Genomic DNA, 16332 nt, shown 5'->3' with positions numbered 1-16332 from the left:
GCCGCCTCCGTCGGTTCGCTCGGCGCGCCGCATTTCGCCCCCAAGGCGAAGCGGGTGATCTATCTATTCCAAGCCGGTGGCCCCTCGCATCTGGAAACCTTCGATTTCAAACCCCTCCTGCGCAGCGGCCATGGCAAGGCATTGCCCAAGGAAATCATCGGCAACCAGCGGCTGTCCACCATGAGCGGCAACCAGAGCCTGCTTCCCATGGCCGGCTCATTCACCGATTTCTCCAAACACGGAAAATGCGGCATGGAGATCTCCAACATCCTGCCCTACACCCAGAAAATCGCCGACGACATCTGCCTCATTCGCACCATGCACACCGAGGCGATCAACCACGATCCCGCCATTACTTTCTTCTGCAGCGGCAACCAGATCCCCGGCCGCCCCTCGATGGGCGCATGGGCTTCCTACGGACTTGGCAGCCTCAATGAGAATCTGCCCTCCTTCATTGTCCTCGTTTCGAAGAACGCCCGGCGCGATCAACCGCTCTACTCCCGCCTGTGGGGTTCCGGCTTCCTCCCCAGCGAACATCAAGGCGTGCAGTTCCGCTCCGGCAAGGAACCGGTCCTCTATCTCACCAACCCGGAAGGCGTCTCCCCCCATGTGCGGCGCGGCATGCTGGACGCGCTCGGAAAGCTCAACGGCTATCAGGCCGAACAACAACTCGACCCGGAGATCGACGCGCGCGTCGCCCAAGCCGAAATGGCCTTCCGGATGCAGACCAGTGTCCCCGACGCCACCGATCTCTCCAAGGAAACCGAGGAAACCTTCAACCTCTACGGACCTGATAGTAAAACCCCCGGAACCTATGCCGCGAACTGCCTGCTCGCCCGCCGCCTGATCGAGCGCGATGTCCGTTTCGTCCAGCTCTTCCATCAAGGATGGGACCAGCACGGCGATGTCGTCGGTGGCATCAGCCAGCAGTGCCAGCAGACCGACCAAGCCTCCGCGGCGCTCATCACCGATCTCAAAAGACGCGGCCTGCTGGAAGACACACTCGTCGTGTGGGGCGGCGAATTCGGCCGCACCGCCTACTCCCAAGGCAAGATCACCGCGAACAACTATGGCCGCGACCACCATCCCCGCTGCTTCAGCATCTGGATGGCCGGCGGCGGCGTCAAAGCCGGTTACACCCACGGCACGACCGATGACTATGGCTACAACATCGTCAGTGACGGCGTCCACGTGCACGATCTCCATGCCACCATGCTGCACCTGATGGGCGTGGAACATGAAAAGCTGATCTACAAATCCCAAGGTCGCTACTTCCGGCTGACGGATGTCGCTGGAAATCTCGTGAAGTCGGTAATCGCTTGAACCTGAAGAGGAAAGTGAACCACAACCGGAGCGAAATCGTCGCCAGGCCTGCGAGCGCGATGGAGACGTTGGCCAGCTTGACCGCCCCGAAGAGGCCGAGCCAATGCAGGCCGATCAACGCGCCGATACCGAGCAACTTCGCGACCGCCTTGCGTCCCAGCCAGATTTCACGATCGCGCTTGAGAGCGACCCATAGAAACGCTCCGGCGGCAGCGAGCAAACAACGCCACGTGATGAGCACCGGCGCGCTGAGAGAAGACAGGCGTCCGAGGATGGTGGTCGCCGTGAACATGACGACAAGCAGATGGAGTTGGAAAAACGGGGATTTTCGGAATCTCGCGCGACATCACCGCCCACAAGGAGCGCGAGATTCTGGTGACCCGGATGAAGGTGCAGATGGAGTCGGAACTCAACCGGGCCAGCGAAGTCCAGCGCTCCGCGCTCAGCTCTCGAAGTAGGTGTAGCCGGCAAGCCCCTCGCGGAAAAGGTCGAGGATCTCGCGGCGCTCTTTCGGCGAGATCCGGCCTTCGGTGACGGCTTTCTCGGCGAAGTTGCGGAAGCGGGTGACGAGCTCCTTGGGGTCGAACTCGACGTAGCTGAGCACGTCGGCGACGGTGTCGCCCTCGACTTCGTGGGTGTAGACCGGCTTGCCCTTTTCCAAGTGGACGCCGACGACGTTGGTGTCGCCTAGCAGGTTATGGAGGTCGCCGAGGGTTTCCTGATAGGCTCCGACGAGGAAGACGGCGAGGTAGTAGGGTTCGCCCTGTTTGAAGTCGTGGAGCGGCAGGATTTTCGCGACGTCCTCCTTGTCGATGAAGCGGTCGATCTTGCCGTCGCAGTCGCAGGTGATGTCGGCGAGCACGGCGCGGTTCTTCGGTTTCTCGTCGAGCCGGTGGATGGGCATGACGGGGAAGACCTGGTCGATGGCCCACGAGTCGGGCAGGGACTGGAAGAGCGAGAAATTTCCGTAGTAGAAATCGACGAGGGTGGAGGACAGCTCGCGGAGGTCTTCGGGGATGTCGTCGAGCTCGGCGATGAGGTTGGAAATGCGGGTGACGATGTGCCAGAACCAGGCCTCGGCGAGGCCGCGCTCGCGGAGGGTGGCGGCGCCGTAGAAGAACTGGGCGCGCATCTGGTCGCGGTAGTAGATGGCGTCGTTGAAGCACTCCTGGAGGTTCTTCTTGTTGATGACCTTGTTGACCTCGATGATGTTGGTGAGGTTTTGCGGGGCGTTTTCGGGGATGGCCGGGGCGGCCTCGCTGTTCTGGGCGCTGGTGACGTCGAGAATGTTGAAGACGAGGACCGAGTAGTAGGCGACGACGGCGCGGCCGGACTCGGAGATGAGGTTCGGATGGGCGACGCCGGCCTTGTCACAAATCTGGGAGACGACCTCGACGATGTCGGTGCAGTATTCCGGGACGGAGTAGTTGCAGGACGAGTGGAAATTGGTGTGCGAGCCGTCGTAATCGACGGCCATGCCGCCGCCGATGTCGAACACGCCCATGGGCGCGCCTTCCTTGACGAGGTCGCAATACATGCGGACGGCCTCGGTGGCTCCCTCGCGGATGGCGGCGATGTTAGGAATCTGCGAGCCCTGGTGGTAGTGCAGCATCTTCAGGCAGCCGATGTAGCCGGTGTCCTTGAGGTGATCGACCACGGAGATGACCTGCGAGGCGTTGAGGCCGAAGACGGACTTGTCTCCGGCACTGTCCTGCCAGTGGCCGGAGCCCTTGGTGGAAAGGCGGACGCGGACGCCGAGATTGGGAAGGATGCCGATTTTGCGGGAGCGTTCGAGGATGAGGTCGAGTTCGCTGGGCATTTCCAGGACGAGCATGACGCGGAGGCCCATTTTCTGGGCGTGGAGCGCGAGGTCGATGAATTCCTCGTCCTTGTAGCCGTTGCAGATGAGGTAGGCCTCGGGGTCGTGCATGTGGGCGAGCGCGGCGATGAGCTCGGGCTTGGAGCCGGCTTCGAGGCCGTAGTGGTATTTCTTTCCGAACTCGGCGATTTCCTCGATGACCTGGCGCTGCTGGTTGACCTTGATCGGATAGACGCCGCGGTATTCGCCGCGGTATTTGGTTTCCTTGATCGCCCGGCGGAAGGACTCGTTGATTTCCGCGATGCGGGAATGCAGCAGGTCGCGGAAGCGGAGGAGCACGGGCAGGTGGGTGCCGCGGTCGCGGAGGCCGTCGATGACTTCGAAGAGCGAGACCTCGGCCTGGGCTTCGTCGTCCTCGAGACGGACGGTGACATGGCCGGCTTTGTTAACGCCGAAGAAGCCGTGGCCCCAGGTTTCGACACCGTAGAGCTCGGAGGATTTCTCGGGCGTCCAGGCGTTTTCGGCTTTGCGCTTGGCGGGTTTGGTCGGAGCGGCGGTGATGGCGGGAGGTGTCATGGAAAGAGAAGGGGAGCTTGGATTTACTAACGAACGGGTGGCTTCCAGCCGGGAAACTCGGCCTTGAGCTTCTGGCGGTATTTCTCAGCCTCGGCGCGGTCGCCCTGTTGTTCAAGGGCTTGGATGAGTTTCCAAAACGCGAGCGGCTTGAGCTCCTTGTCATCGTGGAACTCGACGACGATGAGGTATTTTCCGGCGGCGGTCTTGGCGTCGCCGGCCTGGAGTTCGAGGTCGCCGACGAGGATGTTGAGGCCGGCGCTGGTGTGGCCTTGGGGGCGGAGGGCGAGCGCCTCGTCGGCCGCCTTGCGGGCTTCTTCGGGGCGCTTGAGGGCGAGCAGGGCGCGGCCGCGGTCGAGCAGGCCGTCGGCCTTCCAACCGGGATTGTCCTCGACGGCGAGCAGGTTGTTAGCCGCGGCGAGCGCGCCCTCGGGGTCGCCGGATGCGAGGCGGGCCTTGGCGAGGTAGCGCCAGACTTCCTTGGGGGTTTCGCGGGGTTCCTCGGGGTTGGAAACCAGGGCGAGCGACTTGGCGGCGGAGGAGTAGTCGCCGGAGTTGTAGGATTGCATGCCGGACCACTGGATTGCCTGGTCGGGGATGTCCGCGTCATATTTCCCTTCGATGGCGAGGTTGATCTCGGCGGCGAGTTTCAGGGGATCCTGGGAAGCGAAGTAGCCGAGGATGAGGAGGAGTCCGGCGTGTTTGGCGTAAGCGTCCGGGCGGAGGGTGCGGGCCTTTTCGAGGTAGGCGACGGCGTCCTTGGCGACATTGGTTTTCACGAGTCCCCATCCGATCCAGTAGTTGGCCTCGGCTTGCAGGTTGTCGCTGAGGTTCTTGACGTTTTGCAGGAGTCCCTGATAGCGGAGGATCATGTCCGGGATGTTGCTCTCGGCGCGACGCAGGCGGGCGGACTCGAGCCAGCCGAACGAGTTGAGATCCTCCGGGATGCCGGCGGCGGTCAGGCGGTCGTAATCGGCAATGGCCTTCGCGGGCTCGGCGCTCTCGGCATAGGCGGTGGCGCGCTTGGCGATGGCGGAGGGGACCCGGGAATCGGTGGGATATTTGTTGATGAAGTCGCTGAGCGAGCGGATCGCGCCTTTGGCGTCGCCGGCCTCGGCGAGGCACCAGCCGCGCTGATAGAGCAGGCCGGGGCGGTTTTTCTCGCTGATGACGGAGGCGTTGATCTCGCTGTAAACCTTGGCGGCGCCGGCGATGTCCTTGTTTGAGAACAAGGTTTCCGCCTTCATCATGAGGGCGGTGTGGATGCGGGGGTCTTGCGGGCGGGACTTGCTGTAGAGCTGCAGGAACGCGTCCACCTGGTCCGGCAGGTGGCGGCCTTCGATTTGGAAAAAGCACAGCAGCCGGTAGTAGGAAGCTTGAAAGGCGGTGTCCGCCTCGGGCTTGACCAAGCGCTCGACCTCGCGGAAAAGCTGGAGCGCCTCGCTCGCCAGTTGCAGGCGCATGTAGGCGCGACCGGCGATCATCAGGCGGTCGGCTTCCTTTTCGCCAAGGGCCTTGGTGGTGCCGCGGCGGAAGATGTCGATGACCTCGCGGTATTCCTTCTTGGCGAACAAGTTGGCCATGAGCGCGGTCTGGGCGTCCGGGCTGAAATCCTCCATTCCGGGCGTGCGGAGGATGAGCTGGAGGTATTTGTCGGCGAGGTCGGTCTGGCCGAGCTTGGTGGCGGTGAGCGAGGCGTGCAGCGCCGCCTCGCCGCGGATTTTCGCGGAGTGGGGTCCGCCGATGACGTCCTCGAAGAGGGCGAGGGCTTCGGGTCCCTTGCCGGTTTTCAATGACAGGTGGCCGAGCGCGACTTTCGCCTGCGCGGCATACAGGCCGCCGGCGGGGTTATCGATGGCTTTACTGAACGCGGTGACGGCCTCGCGGTCGCGGCCGAGGAGCCGGTAACAGTTTCCCGCGAGGTAGGTGCCGCGCACCTGTTCTTCGGGTTTGGCGGAATTCGCGGCGAAGCGCTCGAACATGGGCGCGGCGAAGGCGTATTCCGACTTGTTATAATGATCCGCGGCGAGCGTGTAGGCGGCGGCGGCGGCCCACTTGCCCTTGCCGTAGCGGTTCAACAAGGTGCTGAAGCAGCGCTTCCCGTCATCGATCTGGCCGGATTGATAGTAGCTGTTTCCCAGATACCACCATGCCATTTCGGCGTTGGGATGATTGGGAAACGAGGCGAGGTAATCGGAGAAAATCTGCGCGGCGCGCTGGAAGTAATCGACGCGGTTTTGCGGGGTGGTGCTCGCCTGGGCGGAGTCGTAGAGGTTTTTGCCGCGCAGGAAGAAATCATTCGATGCGTCCGGGCTGAGCGCGGGATCGACGGCCTCGGCCCGGGGAATCTGGGCGACCACCGGGCAGGCGACGAGGATGAGAAGTGCGAGCGCGCGTTTCAAGATGCGGGGAGCGTTGTCCGTTTCGGGGCGTTTGCCAAGTGAATCACTTGGCGGGTTCCGGGCGTTGGGTCGCGAAGGAAATGTTCCAAATCCCGGCTTTTTGGCAGGTGTCGATCACTTCGACGATGCGTTGGTAGGCGACGCCGCCGTCGCCGCGGATCCGCACGGGTTGGTTTTTGAACTGTTTGGCGATGGCGGAAAGCTTGTCGAACAACTGCTGCCGGTCCACGGCGAGGCCCTCGACGCGGATCACGCCGTCGGCGAGCACGTTGATGATGATTTCCCCGCGCATGCGTTCGGGTTCCGCGCCTTCCTGGGCGGTGGGGACGGAGACGTTGAGCTCGGTCTCGGATTTGCTGAACTGCCAGCTGATGATGAAAAAGCTGAGCAGCAAGAGCAGGATGTCGATCATCGGCGCCAATTGGATGGCGATCGCTGGCGGCTGACGATTGGAGAATTTCATCCCGTTGTCAGTTAGATGCCGTGCAGGTCGGGACGCTCGGCGGAGAGCGGGGAGGCGACGGGCATGGCGTAGTCTTCGCGGGAGCGCTGGACGGGATTGGCGTAGGACTGGGCCGGCTGGCGCTCAAGCTGCGCTTGCAGGAGGATGACGAAGTGGGTGCATGCGGCTTCGAGTTCCGAGACGTATTTTTGCACCCGGCCGCGGAAGATCGAGTAGAAGGCGAGCGCCGGAATGCTGATGGCGAGACCGCCGGCGGTGGCGATGAGCGCTTTGGAAACGCCTTCGGCCAATCCCATTTCGCGCACGCCCTGGACTTGGCCGGAGTAGATTTGCATGAACGCCTCGATCATCCCGAACACGGTTCCGAGCAAGCCGACCATCGGGGCGATCGCGCCGATGTCGGCGAGATAGGTGATGCGGGAGGTGAGCATGCCGGCTTGGTGGGAGCCTTCGGTCTGGGCGACTTCGCGGACGTTTTCGAAGGCGGTGCCCGGATTGGCGGCGATGAAGTCGATGGTTTTCTGGGTGACGCGGGCCATGCACTCGTTGCGGCGGTGGCTGAGGGTGCTCAGGCTGAGGAAGTCGCGCTTGCGGATCATCGATTCGACGCCGTTCATGAAGTGGTCGCTGACGATGGCGTTGCGGCGGACGGTGAGGAGGAAAATGAGGATCAAGACGACGGTGATGACCGACATCACGCCGAGCGGATACATCATGATGCCGCCCTTGGCGAGGATTTCGAGGAAGTTCATTTCCTTGACCGCCGGGACCGGAGTTTCAGCGGCGGCGGAGGCGACGAGTGCGGAGAGGAAAAAAACCGCGACGGAGAAATGGCAGCACTTCATGAAGATGACGGGAGTTTATCGATGCAAGGAGCGAACGCAAGCCCGGGAGGATGAATGTCCGGTTTTCGCGGGGAATTTTGCGATCCTTGCATTTGCAGAGCGCCCTCCGGAGGTCCGAGCGGCGCTCAGATGCCGTGGTTTGACCCGGACCCGCCGCCGCTGGTGTTGAGGAAGCGGTAATAGACTTCCAGCATCAGGATGCAGAGCGCGTTGCGGTAAACCGCGTTGCCGGCAGACTGGCCGTGGCCCCCGAACTTGGGCGCCTGCCACGAGCCATCCGGGTCCTGGTTCTTGAGGAGTTCGTCGCGGAAAAGGCGGTTGTAGGATTTCCAATAGCTGCCGCCCGCCTGCATCATGGCTTGGGATGCGTAATAATGGCTGTAAAGATCGGAGTCATCGGTGTTCCAATCCAGTTTGAAGTTTTTCTTGATGAATTTGACGCCGTTGCGGGCCTCCTTGGACTTGCCCTTGTCCCACATCTGGTGGCAAAGGACGCCAACCCCGGTTAGCGAGTGGCCGCCCGGGCCGGAGTAACCAAAGCTGCCGTTCTCGCCCTGGCACCCCGCCAGATATTCGAGGCCTTTCTTAACGGAGGAATTCATCCCCTTGTATTTGATGTTGGTGTGGCTGCACGCCTTGAGGGATTGGAGTTGCCAGCCGACGACCGAGGTGTCGGTGTGGCCTCCCTCGGTGACATAACCGTAGGCCCATCCACCGTTTTTGTTCTGGTTGTCGATGATGAACTGGCCGGCTTTTTCGGTCACTTCCATCAATCCAGGGACGTCCACTTTCAACTCCTTGCAGAAAGTCGCGGCTTCGCCCAGGGCGTAGGTGGCGATGCCGTGCTCGTAGGGGGTGGTCTGGCCCATGGGAACACTGCCCAAAACGCCGTTGTTATTCATGCCGACATTGACCAGATAGACGATGCCCTTCATGCAGGAGTCGCCGAATTCCTCGGACACCGGGGTCTCGCAATGGCCGAAGTAGGCGAGCAGCGCGAGGCCGGTCATGGCAGCTTTTTCCGGCCCCCATGAGCCGTCGGGACTCTGATTGGCCTTCAACCAACGCAGGCCTTTGACGACGGCCTCGTCGCAGGCCGGGGTGCCGCCGTTTTCCATGAGGCGTTGAAGCCGGTCCTCCTTGGAGCAGCGCTTGCGCATGGCTTCCGGGATCAGGCCGAACAGTTTGCCGGCGCCGCCGCCCATGCCGAGTCCGCCGCCGGTTCCGCTGCCTTTGCCGAATCCGGAACCGCTGCCGGAACCGCCCAGGCCACCGGACATGCCGCCGCCACTGAGCGAGCTGAGGGTGGACATTTCACCGAAGTTGTCGCCTTGCTCGGGGATGGCGTAAGACGAGGCCGCGCCTTCGGCGAAGACCCGTTTGGCGTTGGTGGTGGGAGTGATCTGCGCGCGCTTTTTGTTTTGCACCTTGTGCTCGGCGCCGCGCTCGCCGCCACCGCCGCCGGGCGGCATGAAATCGACTTTTTTCTCGGGCTCCTTGATGATCTGGAACACCCAGAACCCGCCGATGACGAGCAGGATGACGTGGAACAGCGCCGCGATCATGAGCGAGCCGCCGCCGATCTTCGCCCAGAATCCCTGCTTCTTTTCCTCAAGGTGGATGAGGTTTCCTTCGCTATCGTAAATTTCCATGGTGGCAGTGGGTGGGTCGTTGTGCAGGCTGACGGATTGGCTTCACTCCGAGCTTCCGGCCTGAAAGCTCACGTTTGAGATTTTCGCGCGGCTCAGGGCGTCGAGAACGTCAACCACCCTTTCATAGCGCGCAAGGTCGTTGGCGTAAATGGTCACCAGCACTTCGGTTTTCGAGGCGTCGCTGCTTTCCCGTAGTTGGTTCAGGTTGCTGGCGAATTCCGGCAGCATCTTGGCCTCCGGCGTGTCGAGCGGATCGTCATTGAGATAAACCTGGCCGTCGTCCTCGACGCGGACGGCGATTTCATCCGGCGTGACGATCCCTTCCTTGAGTTCCACCGTGCCGGGCAGCTTGGTGACGTGGGCGTTTTCCACCTGGATGTCGCTGGCTTGGACGATGAAGAAAAGCAGGATGACGAAGACGACGTCGATCATCGGCGCGATCTGGAAGCCCAGGTTGACTTCGGCATTTGCCTTGCGGCGGTGACGGCGGTTTCTTCTCATGGGCGTGTCACTTGTTGGAGGAGGCGAAGGCGATGTCGGCGATGCCGGCCTCACCGATGAGGTTCATGATGCGTTGGATCTCGCCGGCGGGCACGGCGGCGTCGCCGCGGACCACGATGCGGAGCTTGTCATCGCGCTCGCGGCTTGCCTGAAGGATGGGAACGACGTCCGGCCAGTTGTCGAAAGTCCGGTCGTCCACGACGAGGATGCCTTTGTTGGCTGCGGCGTCGAAACGGATGTTGACGGCCATTTCGTGCTTGGCCATCTCGGGCTCGCGCGTTTTCGCGTTGGGCGACACCGGCAGTTTGATGTTCTTGTCCACCTTGAGCACCTCGGCGGAGGTGATCATGACGAAGAACACGAGCAGCACGAGCAGCACGTCGATCATCGGAGCGATCTGGAACTCAGGTTCCCCGTCTCCACCACCACCACCACCGGCCATAGGATCAGTTGATTAAAGGGTTGTTAATAAAAGAGCGGAGCGAGGCTCAGCCTTCGGGGGCCTGGACCCAGTTGGGCAGGGCCGCGTAGGTCTCTTCCTGGCCGACGTCGGCGTCCTTGAGATAGTCGTAAGGCGCGTTGCGGAAAAGGTGTTCGGTTTCCTCATGGAGTTGATGGACCGCTCCTTGCAGTTTGTTGCGCAGGAAATAGAAGGCCATGAACGCGGGAATGGCGACCAGCAGTCCGGTGGCGGTGGCGACAAGCACCTCGCCGATGTGGCCGGCGAGTTCGCCCACGCCGCTGGAAAGTCCGGCGGTGCCGAGGCTGCCGAAGGCTCCCTTCATCCCGCCGACGGTTCCAAGCAGTCCGATCATCGGCGCGCAGACACCGATAACCGACAGGTAGTTGATGCGGGTTTGGAGGGTGGAGTTGACTTTTTCCACGGTGGAGTAAACCGCGTCTTCGGTGGCTTCCTTGCCGTAGCCGATGGAGCCGAGACCGGCGCGCATCACTTCGGCGAAGGGGCTGAAGCTCGCTTTCATCGCTTGGTAAGCGCCCACGTAGTCGCCGGCGCGGAATAGGTCTTGTGCCATGGTGACGTCTTCCTGCGGCGTCATTTTCTTGCGACTGGTCCGCAGCCAGATGTCGATGATCAGCCAGACCATGCCGATGGAGAACAGCAGCAGGAGGTGCATGACCCAACCGCCTTCGAGGTAGGTGTCGATGAGGGTTTTTTCAGTGACGCCGGGTTTGGCAGCAGCTCCGAAGGCAGTGGTCGGAAGCAACACGAGAGCCGCATAGACAGCCTTTTGGATGGTGTTTTTCATGGTGTTTGTAGTGTGATTTTGAGAGGGAAAAAGAGATGTGCAAATCATTTCAGGCTTTCAAGCCGTTTAGCGGCTTCGACGGCGACCGAGGTGCCGGCCGATTCCCGGACCGACGAGGTGAGAAGCGCGACGGCTTCCTCGCGGCGGTCGAGGTTGACGAGGAGTTCCGCGGCCTTGAGCTCGGCGACGCTGTTGAGAATCATGCCGCCTGACGGGTAGAGGCAGGGAACCATGAGATAGGATTCGAGCGTGTCGGCATTCTGTTTGACGGCTTTGACCGGATCCGGGTCGCGCTTGAGGTCGCTGAGCAGGTTCCCGCGGAAGAAGGACGCGTAGGCGCAGACGTCGGCAGGCAGGTTGTCCGTCGTCAGTTCACCCAGGGCGACTTGGCGGTCCGCGGCGCTGGTGGAAGATGAAAGGAGCAGCGCCTTGCCGAGCGAGACGAAGGGGTCGATGCCTTGGGCGGGTGTGGCGTCGGAAATTTCCTTGCCGATCTCGACGCACTTGGCGGAATTGCCACTTGCCGCGTAGGCGACAAGCGAGGCGCGGGCGGCATCCAGCCAGAAATTCCCGGGGATCTTGGCGGTGACGCGTTGCGCGGCGACGATCGGTTCGAGCAGCTTGAGCGCGTCGGCCGGTTTCCCCATCAGTAACAGGCCGATCCCCGGATTGAGTTCCGCGGGTTTTTCACCGAAGATGTGGTCGGCCATGGCGAGTGGGAAAGACTGTCCGGGAGTGAAGCTCTCGAAGGCGGCGGTGATGGTGAGCTTGTCACCTTGCAGCGCCACGGAGGAAATCGGCACCGAGCGTCCGTTCTGGAACACGATCTGGACCGGTTCCGCCGCGCTCGCCCATGACAGTGGCAGGGTGGCGGCCGCGCATGCCAGCAGGGCTGACCGGAATGTGTGCGATGGAAGCATCATGGTTGGGAAAAATTACTTGGCTAACTCGACGGCCTTCTTGGCGCGCGCGGTGTTCTTGAGTTTCGGGTGGTCGGCGAGCGTCTTGAGGGTTTCGTCCGCGAGGGTGGAGTCTCCCAGATCCGTCGCGGTTTCATAGGCTTGCCAGTAGGCTTCGGCACAAACATCGGGGACACTCTGATAGGCGATATAGACCCGCTGGTAAGTGCCGTGGGCTTTCTTGAGCAGCTCGGTCTTGGCATCCTCGCCGGCGGCCTTGTCGGCTTGCGTGCGGTAGATCCGGGCCAAAATGAGATAGGCTTTTCCCGCTGATTCGCCGCGGAACATCTTGTCGCCGATGATCTCGAGCGCGAGCTTCTCTGCGGGCTCGAACTGGCCGAGCGCGGCGAGCGCCTCGAGTTTCCCGAGCGTGGTTTCCTTGAAGCGGGACATGCCGGGATTGGTGTCCAGGGCGGTCTCAAAAATTTTCAGCGCGTCAGCCGGCTCCTTCCGCGCCATGGCGATGTAACCGAGTCCGACCGGTCCGGCGTCGGCGAACATGCCGTCTTTATAGCGCTCAACGAGCCGCCTGAACATGGTTTCCGCCTCGTCCAGCATGCCGAGCTTGAGAAGAATATCGCCGGAGACGGACAGCAGCGCCGGGCTGAGAACCGACGGGTCCTTGGCGTTGAGGGTGGCGATGCCTTTCAGATAGAGATCCGAGCGGTCGGCGCGTTTCAACAGCTGGGCGAGGCGGGCGCGGGCGTAGTAGAGGCGGGCGTTGGTGGTCGCGTTTTCCTGGCCGGCGGTCACCTTGTTGAGAATCTCGACGAGCTGTTTGTCCAAGGCGTCGATATCGACCTCCGTCGCCTTCTTGCGCGGGACGAGGGTCTTCACCAGTTCGTCGAGGAGGAATTCGACTTGCTCGGCGGAGGGGTTGGCAACCCGTGATTTGAGGGCTTTGCCGAGCATTTCCGCCGCTTCAGCGCCCTTGCCTTCGCGGGTTTTCATTTTGGCGACCTGCGAGGCGGAAAGCAGTGCCATCGGGCTGTCCGGCTTGCGTTGGAGAAACTCGCTGTGGAGCGCGGCGATGGCGGCGTAGTCCTTGTTGCCGGAGAGCATCGTGGTGGCGGAATCCAGCGCGTATTGAATCACGTCGTCGGAACTCTCAGACCAAACGGCGTTCTTGTAGGCGTCGAGCGCGAGCTTTTGGAACTTCACCAGCTCGTCGGGCTTGTCGGAGGTTTTTTTCTTATAAGTGTCGGCAAGCAGGCAATACATCGAGCCCGCGGAGGTGTCGTCGGGATGCTGGCCGAGGAAGTTGGACAGGTCCTTGATGATCTTGTCCGACTGGTCCACGTCCTTGTCATTGAAGTCGATGAACGAGAGCCGATAGCGCATGTCGCCGGCGTAGCGGCCGTCCGGGAATTTGGCGATGTACTCCTTGCAGGACTTGAGGGTCTCCTTGTAATTGTTCGTCAGGAAGTTCGACATCGCCACGTAGTACATGGCGTTTTCCGCCAGCGGGCTGTTGGGGAAGTTCTTGAGGAACTTGGTGAAAATGGGTGTGGATTCCTTGAAGTCGCCCTCTTGGAAAATTGCCAGTCCTTGGAAGAAGGTGTAGCGGTCGAGACTCTCGGACTGGGGGAACTTGGTTTCGAGACTGCGATAGAACTTGGCGACTTCGGGCCAGTTTCCACTCTGGACGAGCACCTCGCCGGCGAGCGTGCCGACTTGCTCGACATTGTCGGCATCGGGATATTTCCGCAGGTAGGCGTCGCAGAGGACTTTGATCTCGGGGATGTTCTTGAGCTTGTTGAGAATGACGATTTCCGCGTAAGCGGCGGCTTTGGCGTCGGGCGCGGAGGCGTATTTGTTGCGGATCGTGCGGAAGCAGACCAGGGCTTCCTCGTGGCGGTCAAGGTAGTAGAGGCAGCGGCCGCGGCGCATCAGCAGGGCGGCGTCCAGATCGGCCTTTTCCTCGACGGCGGCCAGCGCTTTCTCGGCCAGTTCGATGGCGGGTTTGAGATTGCCGACCAATTCGGAAGCGGAGGAGCGCTGGCCGAGGGGCTTGGTTTTTTCCAGTTCCACGCGGGCCTCGAGGATTTTCAAATCCTTGCGCTGGGCATCCAGAGCGGATTTCTGGATCTCCACGATCTGGCTGCGCGGCGGGACGGACCGGTAAATCGCGAGCGCCGACTCGTAGGATTGCGATCCGACCAGTTCGTCGCCACGGACGATGACTTGGTTGGCATACCAAGCGAGGGCGTCGCGCACTCCGGCTTGGTTGCTCAGGCGGTCCAGATAGAGAATGAGGTCTTCGATTTTGCCGGTGTCGGCGAGCAGCCCGATGACTTCCACCGCGGCGGTGGTCTGTTGGGGCGAGCGGATGTCCGAACCCATCAGGCTCTTGAAAACGACGAGCGCTTCGTCGTGCTTGCCGAGGTCCGTGTAGACCTGGCCGAGCCAGAGGCCCGCTTCCGAGCGGAATCTCGGGTCTCGTGCGGCGAGCTTGAGGGCCTCGATAGCGCGCTCTTTTTTCTCAGGCGTGGCTTGATCGATGCAGGCGCGGCCGACCCCCAGATAGCTGCGGCTGGCGTATTCGCCTTTGGGAAATCTTTTCAAATAGTCGGTGAATCCGGCTTCGGCCTCGACCGGCTTGGCGGCCAGCAGGTTTCCCAGACCGATATTGAAATAGAGCAGCTCCAAGGGAGCGTCCTTGTTAGGGCCGAGGGCTTTGAGCAGTTCTTCGATTTTGGCGACGGCTGTGAGATAATCTTTTGCTGCAAACGCGGCTTCGGCCTCGCCGAAGATGCGGTTCAAAGTGGCCGGGGCGACAGGCGCCGCCGGAGCGGCCGGAGGTTCCTGGGCTTCCACGCGGGATACCGGGATGACGCCGAGGAGGGAACAAGCCAAAAGCGCGGACCATTGCGCGGAAATTTGACGGGGTTTTCTGTGGTTTTTTCGCGTCATACTGACAGTCGTCAAAAGGGAGACCACGGCCATGGGAGTGTCAAGCCGGATTGTTTCCGGGCGCATCCGGAAAAGTGTTATCCGAGCGCGAGGTCGAGCGCGTGGATCGCGTGGTCGATTTCCACCAGCCCGGTGGAGAGCGGCGGCATCAGGACGATGGTGTCGAGGATCGGCCGGGTGAGCAAGCCGTGGGCGCGGGCGGCGTGGCAGATCGCCTCGCCGAAACGCTCGCCGGGCGGGAATTTCCCGCCATCCGGACGGCGGAGCTCGATGCCGGCGATGAAGCCGCATTGGCGGATTTCGTGAACCAGCGGGTGGCGGGATTTCAAATCCGCGAGGCCGGTGGCGAGGCGGGCGGTTTTTTCCGGCAGTTGGGCGAGGGTCTTTTCCTGCTCGAAAACATCGAGGCTGGCCAAGGCGGCGGCGCAGCCTAACGGATTCGCGGTGTAACTGTGGCCGTAGTAGAACGCGCGGTCGGCGGCACCGAGAAAGGCGTCGTAAATTCTCCCGGTGGTGAGCGTGGCGGCCAGCGGCAGGTAGCCGCCGGTGAGTCCCTTGGCGAGGCAGAGGAAATCCGGGATCACCTCCTCGCGCTGACAGGCGAACATGCTGCCGGTGCGGCCGAAGCCGGTCATGACTTCGTCGAGGATGAGGTGGACGCCGTTTGCGTCACACCATTGGCGCAGCTCGGCGAGCATCCCGGCCGGCCACGGGCGCATCTCGTTGACGCCCTGGATCAGCGGCTCGATGACGACGCCGGCGATGGTTTCCGCGGGCATTTCGCGAAGCTCGCCTATCGAACCGACGTGCCGGACGGGATATCCGATACTCCGGAATCGCTCGGAAAACCGCCCCACGCCGCCGAGCGAAGCCGCGCCGAGCGTGTCGCCGTGGTAGCCATTCGAGAAAGCGACGAAGCTGTTACGCGCGGGCTGGCCGGTTTGCTGGCGGTATTGCACGGCCATTTTCAAAGCGCACTCGATGGCGGTCGAGCCGTCGTCAGAGAAGAACACGCGCTCCAGGGTTTTCTCGGGGAAAAACCCGCAAAGCCGTTCTGCCAGTTCCGCCGCGAGCGGGTGGGTGAAGCCGAGAAACGACGTGTGCGCGACTTTCCCCAGTTGCTCCTGGATCGCCGCGTTGATCGCCGGATGGGCGTGGCCGTGGATGTTCGTCCAGATCGAGGAGTTGCCATCCAGATAGCGCCGGCCCTCGGAATCCCACAACCACGAGCCCTCGCCGCGCACTAACACCAGCGGCTCGTGGCCGCGTCCGCACCACTCGGCCTGCCGTGTGAACGGATGCCAGCAACGGGCTTGATCGCCTTCGATCCATCGGCGGGTGTCCTCGCGCATGCGACGAGCATGGAGATCGCGCGGCCGACTTCAACCCGCAATCGGCTTGTGGCATATCGATCGCCAGAAATTGCGGAGGCGGGTGATCAGCGTAGCGGCGATCACCGGTCGCCGCGAGTCCTCTTCCCCGGCGCCATCCAGACTCGGCGACCGGTGATCGCCGCCACAATCTGACGAGGCCTTGGTCGTGGATTTGCTTTTCCTGGGCGCTGACGGTCCTCCTTGGCCTCACACAAGACCCATGGAATCGGCTTGTGCAGCT

Annotated in this window: 12 protein-coding genes; 1 reads left to right on the top strand and 11 read right to left on the bottom strand. The window is 62.0% G+C overall.

Going from position 1 to position 16332, the window contains the following annotated elements; translation table 11 throughout:
- On the top strand, positions 1–1323 hold a 1323-nt coding region (locus tag AC4DF4_RS04575; RefSeq protein ID WP_490046934.1), incomplete at its 5' end, for a DUF1501 domain-containing protein.
- Between the two features lie 442 nt (positions 1324–1765).
- Here the strand turns inward: AC4DF4_RS04575 and speA are convergent.
- From speA to bioA, 11 genes are all read right to left on the bottom strand, one after another.
- Entirely contained in the window at positions 1766–3718 is a 1953-nt protein-coding gene (gene speA / locus AC4DF4_RS04570) for a biosynthetic arginine decarboxylase (RefSeq protein WP_490046933.1), read from the bottom strand.
- A gap of 26 nt (positions 3719–3744) precedes the next feature.
- Positions 3745–6117 carry a tetratricopeptide repeat protein gene (locus AC4DF4_RS04565; protein ID WP_490046932.1) on the bottom strand — a complete coding sequence of 791 codons (2373 nt, stop codon included), beginning with the start codon at positions 6115–6117 and terminating at the stop codon, positions 3745–3747.
- 43 nt (positions 6118–6160) lie between these two features.
- Complete coding sequence (locus AC4DF4_RS04560; RefSeq protein WP_490046931.1) at positions 6161–6580, bottom strand: ExbD/TolR family protein; 420 nt, start codon at positions 6578–6580, stop codon at positions 6161–6163.
- 11 nt (positions 6581–6591) lie between these two features.
- A complete protein-coding gene (locus AC4DF4_RS04555; RefSeq protein WP_490046930.1) occupies positions 6592–7425 on the bottom strand; it encodes a MotA/TolQ/ExbB proton channel family protein in 834 nt (277 codons plus the stop codon).
- Between the two features lie 125 nt (positions 7426–7550).
- The gene (locus AC4DF4_RS04550) at positions 7551–9077 is read right to left on the bottom strand and encodes a prenyltransferase/squalene oxidase repeat-containing protein (RefSeq protein ID WP_490046929.1); all 1527 of its coding nucleotides are present in this window, start codon (positions 9075–9077) and stop codon (positions 7551–7553) included.
- A gap of 42 nt (positions 9078–9119) precedes the next feature.
- Complete coding sequence (locus AC4DF4_RS04545) at positions 9120–9578, bottom strand: ExbD/TolR family protein (RefSeq protein ID WP_490046928.1); 459 nt, start codon at positions 9576–9578, stop codon at positions 9120–9122.
- 7 nt (positions 9579–9585) lie between these two features.
- Positions 9586–10020: an ExbD/TolR family protein gene (locus AC4DF4_RS04540; protein ID WP_490046927.1), complete on the bottom strand. Its 435-nt coding sequence runs from the start codon at positions 10018–10020 to the stop codon at positions 9586–9588.
- A gap of 46 nt (positions 10021–10066) precedes the next feature.
- Entirely contained in the window at positions 10067–10846 is a 780-nt protein-coding gene (locus AC4DF4_RS04535) for a MotA/TolQ/ExbB proton channel family protein (protein WP_490046926.1), read from the bottom strand.
- A 44-nt stretch (positions 10847–10890) separates the two neighbouring features.
- Positions 10891–11769, bottom strand: a complete 879-nt coding sequence (locus tag AC4DF4_RS04530) for a hypothetical protein (protein WP_490046925.1) — start codon at positions 11767–11769, stop codon at positions 10891–10893.
- Between the two features lie 12 nt (positions 11770–11781).
- Complete coding sequence (locus AC4DF4_RS04525) at positions 11782–14622, bottom strand: tetratricopeptide repeat protein (RefSeq protein ID WP_490046924.1); 2841 nt, start codon at positions 14620–14622, stop codon at positions 11782–11784.
- Positions 14623–14795: 173 nt separating this feature from the next.
- Positions 14796–16070: an adenosylmethionine--8-amino-7-oxononanoate transaminase gene (gene bioA, locus AC4DF4_RS04520; protein WP_490046923.1), complete on the bottom strand. Its 1275-nt coding sequence runs from the start codon at positions 16068–16070 to the stop codon at positions 14796–14798.
- Between the last annotated feature and the right edge of the window lie 262 nt (positions 16071–16332).

The organism is Luteolibacter sp. (genome assembly GCF_058122085.1).
Note: the sequence above shows the minus strand (reverse complement) of the source record. Positions and strands in the feature narration are given on the sequence as shown.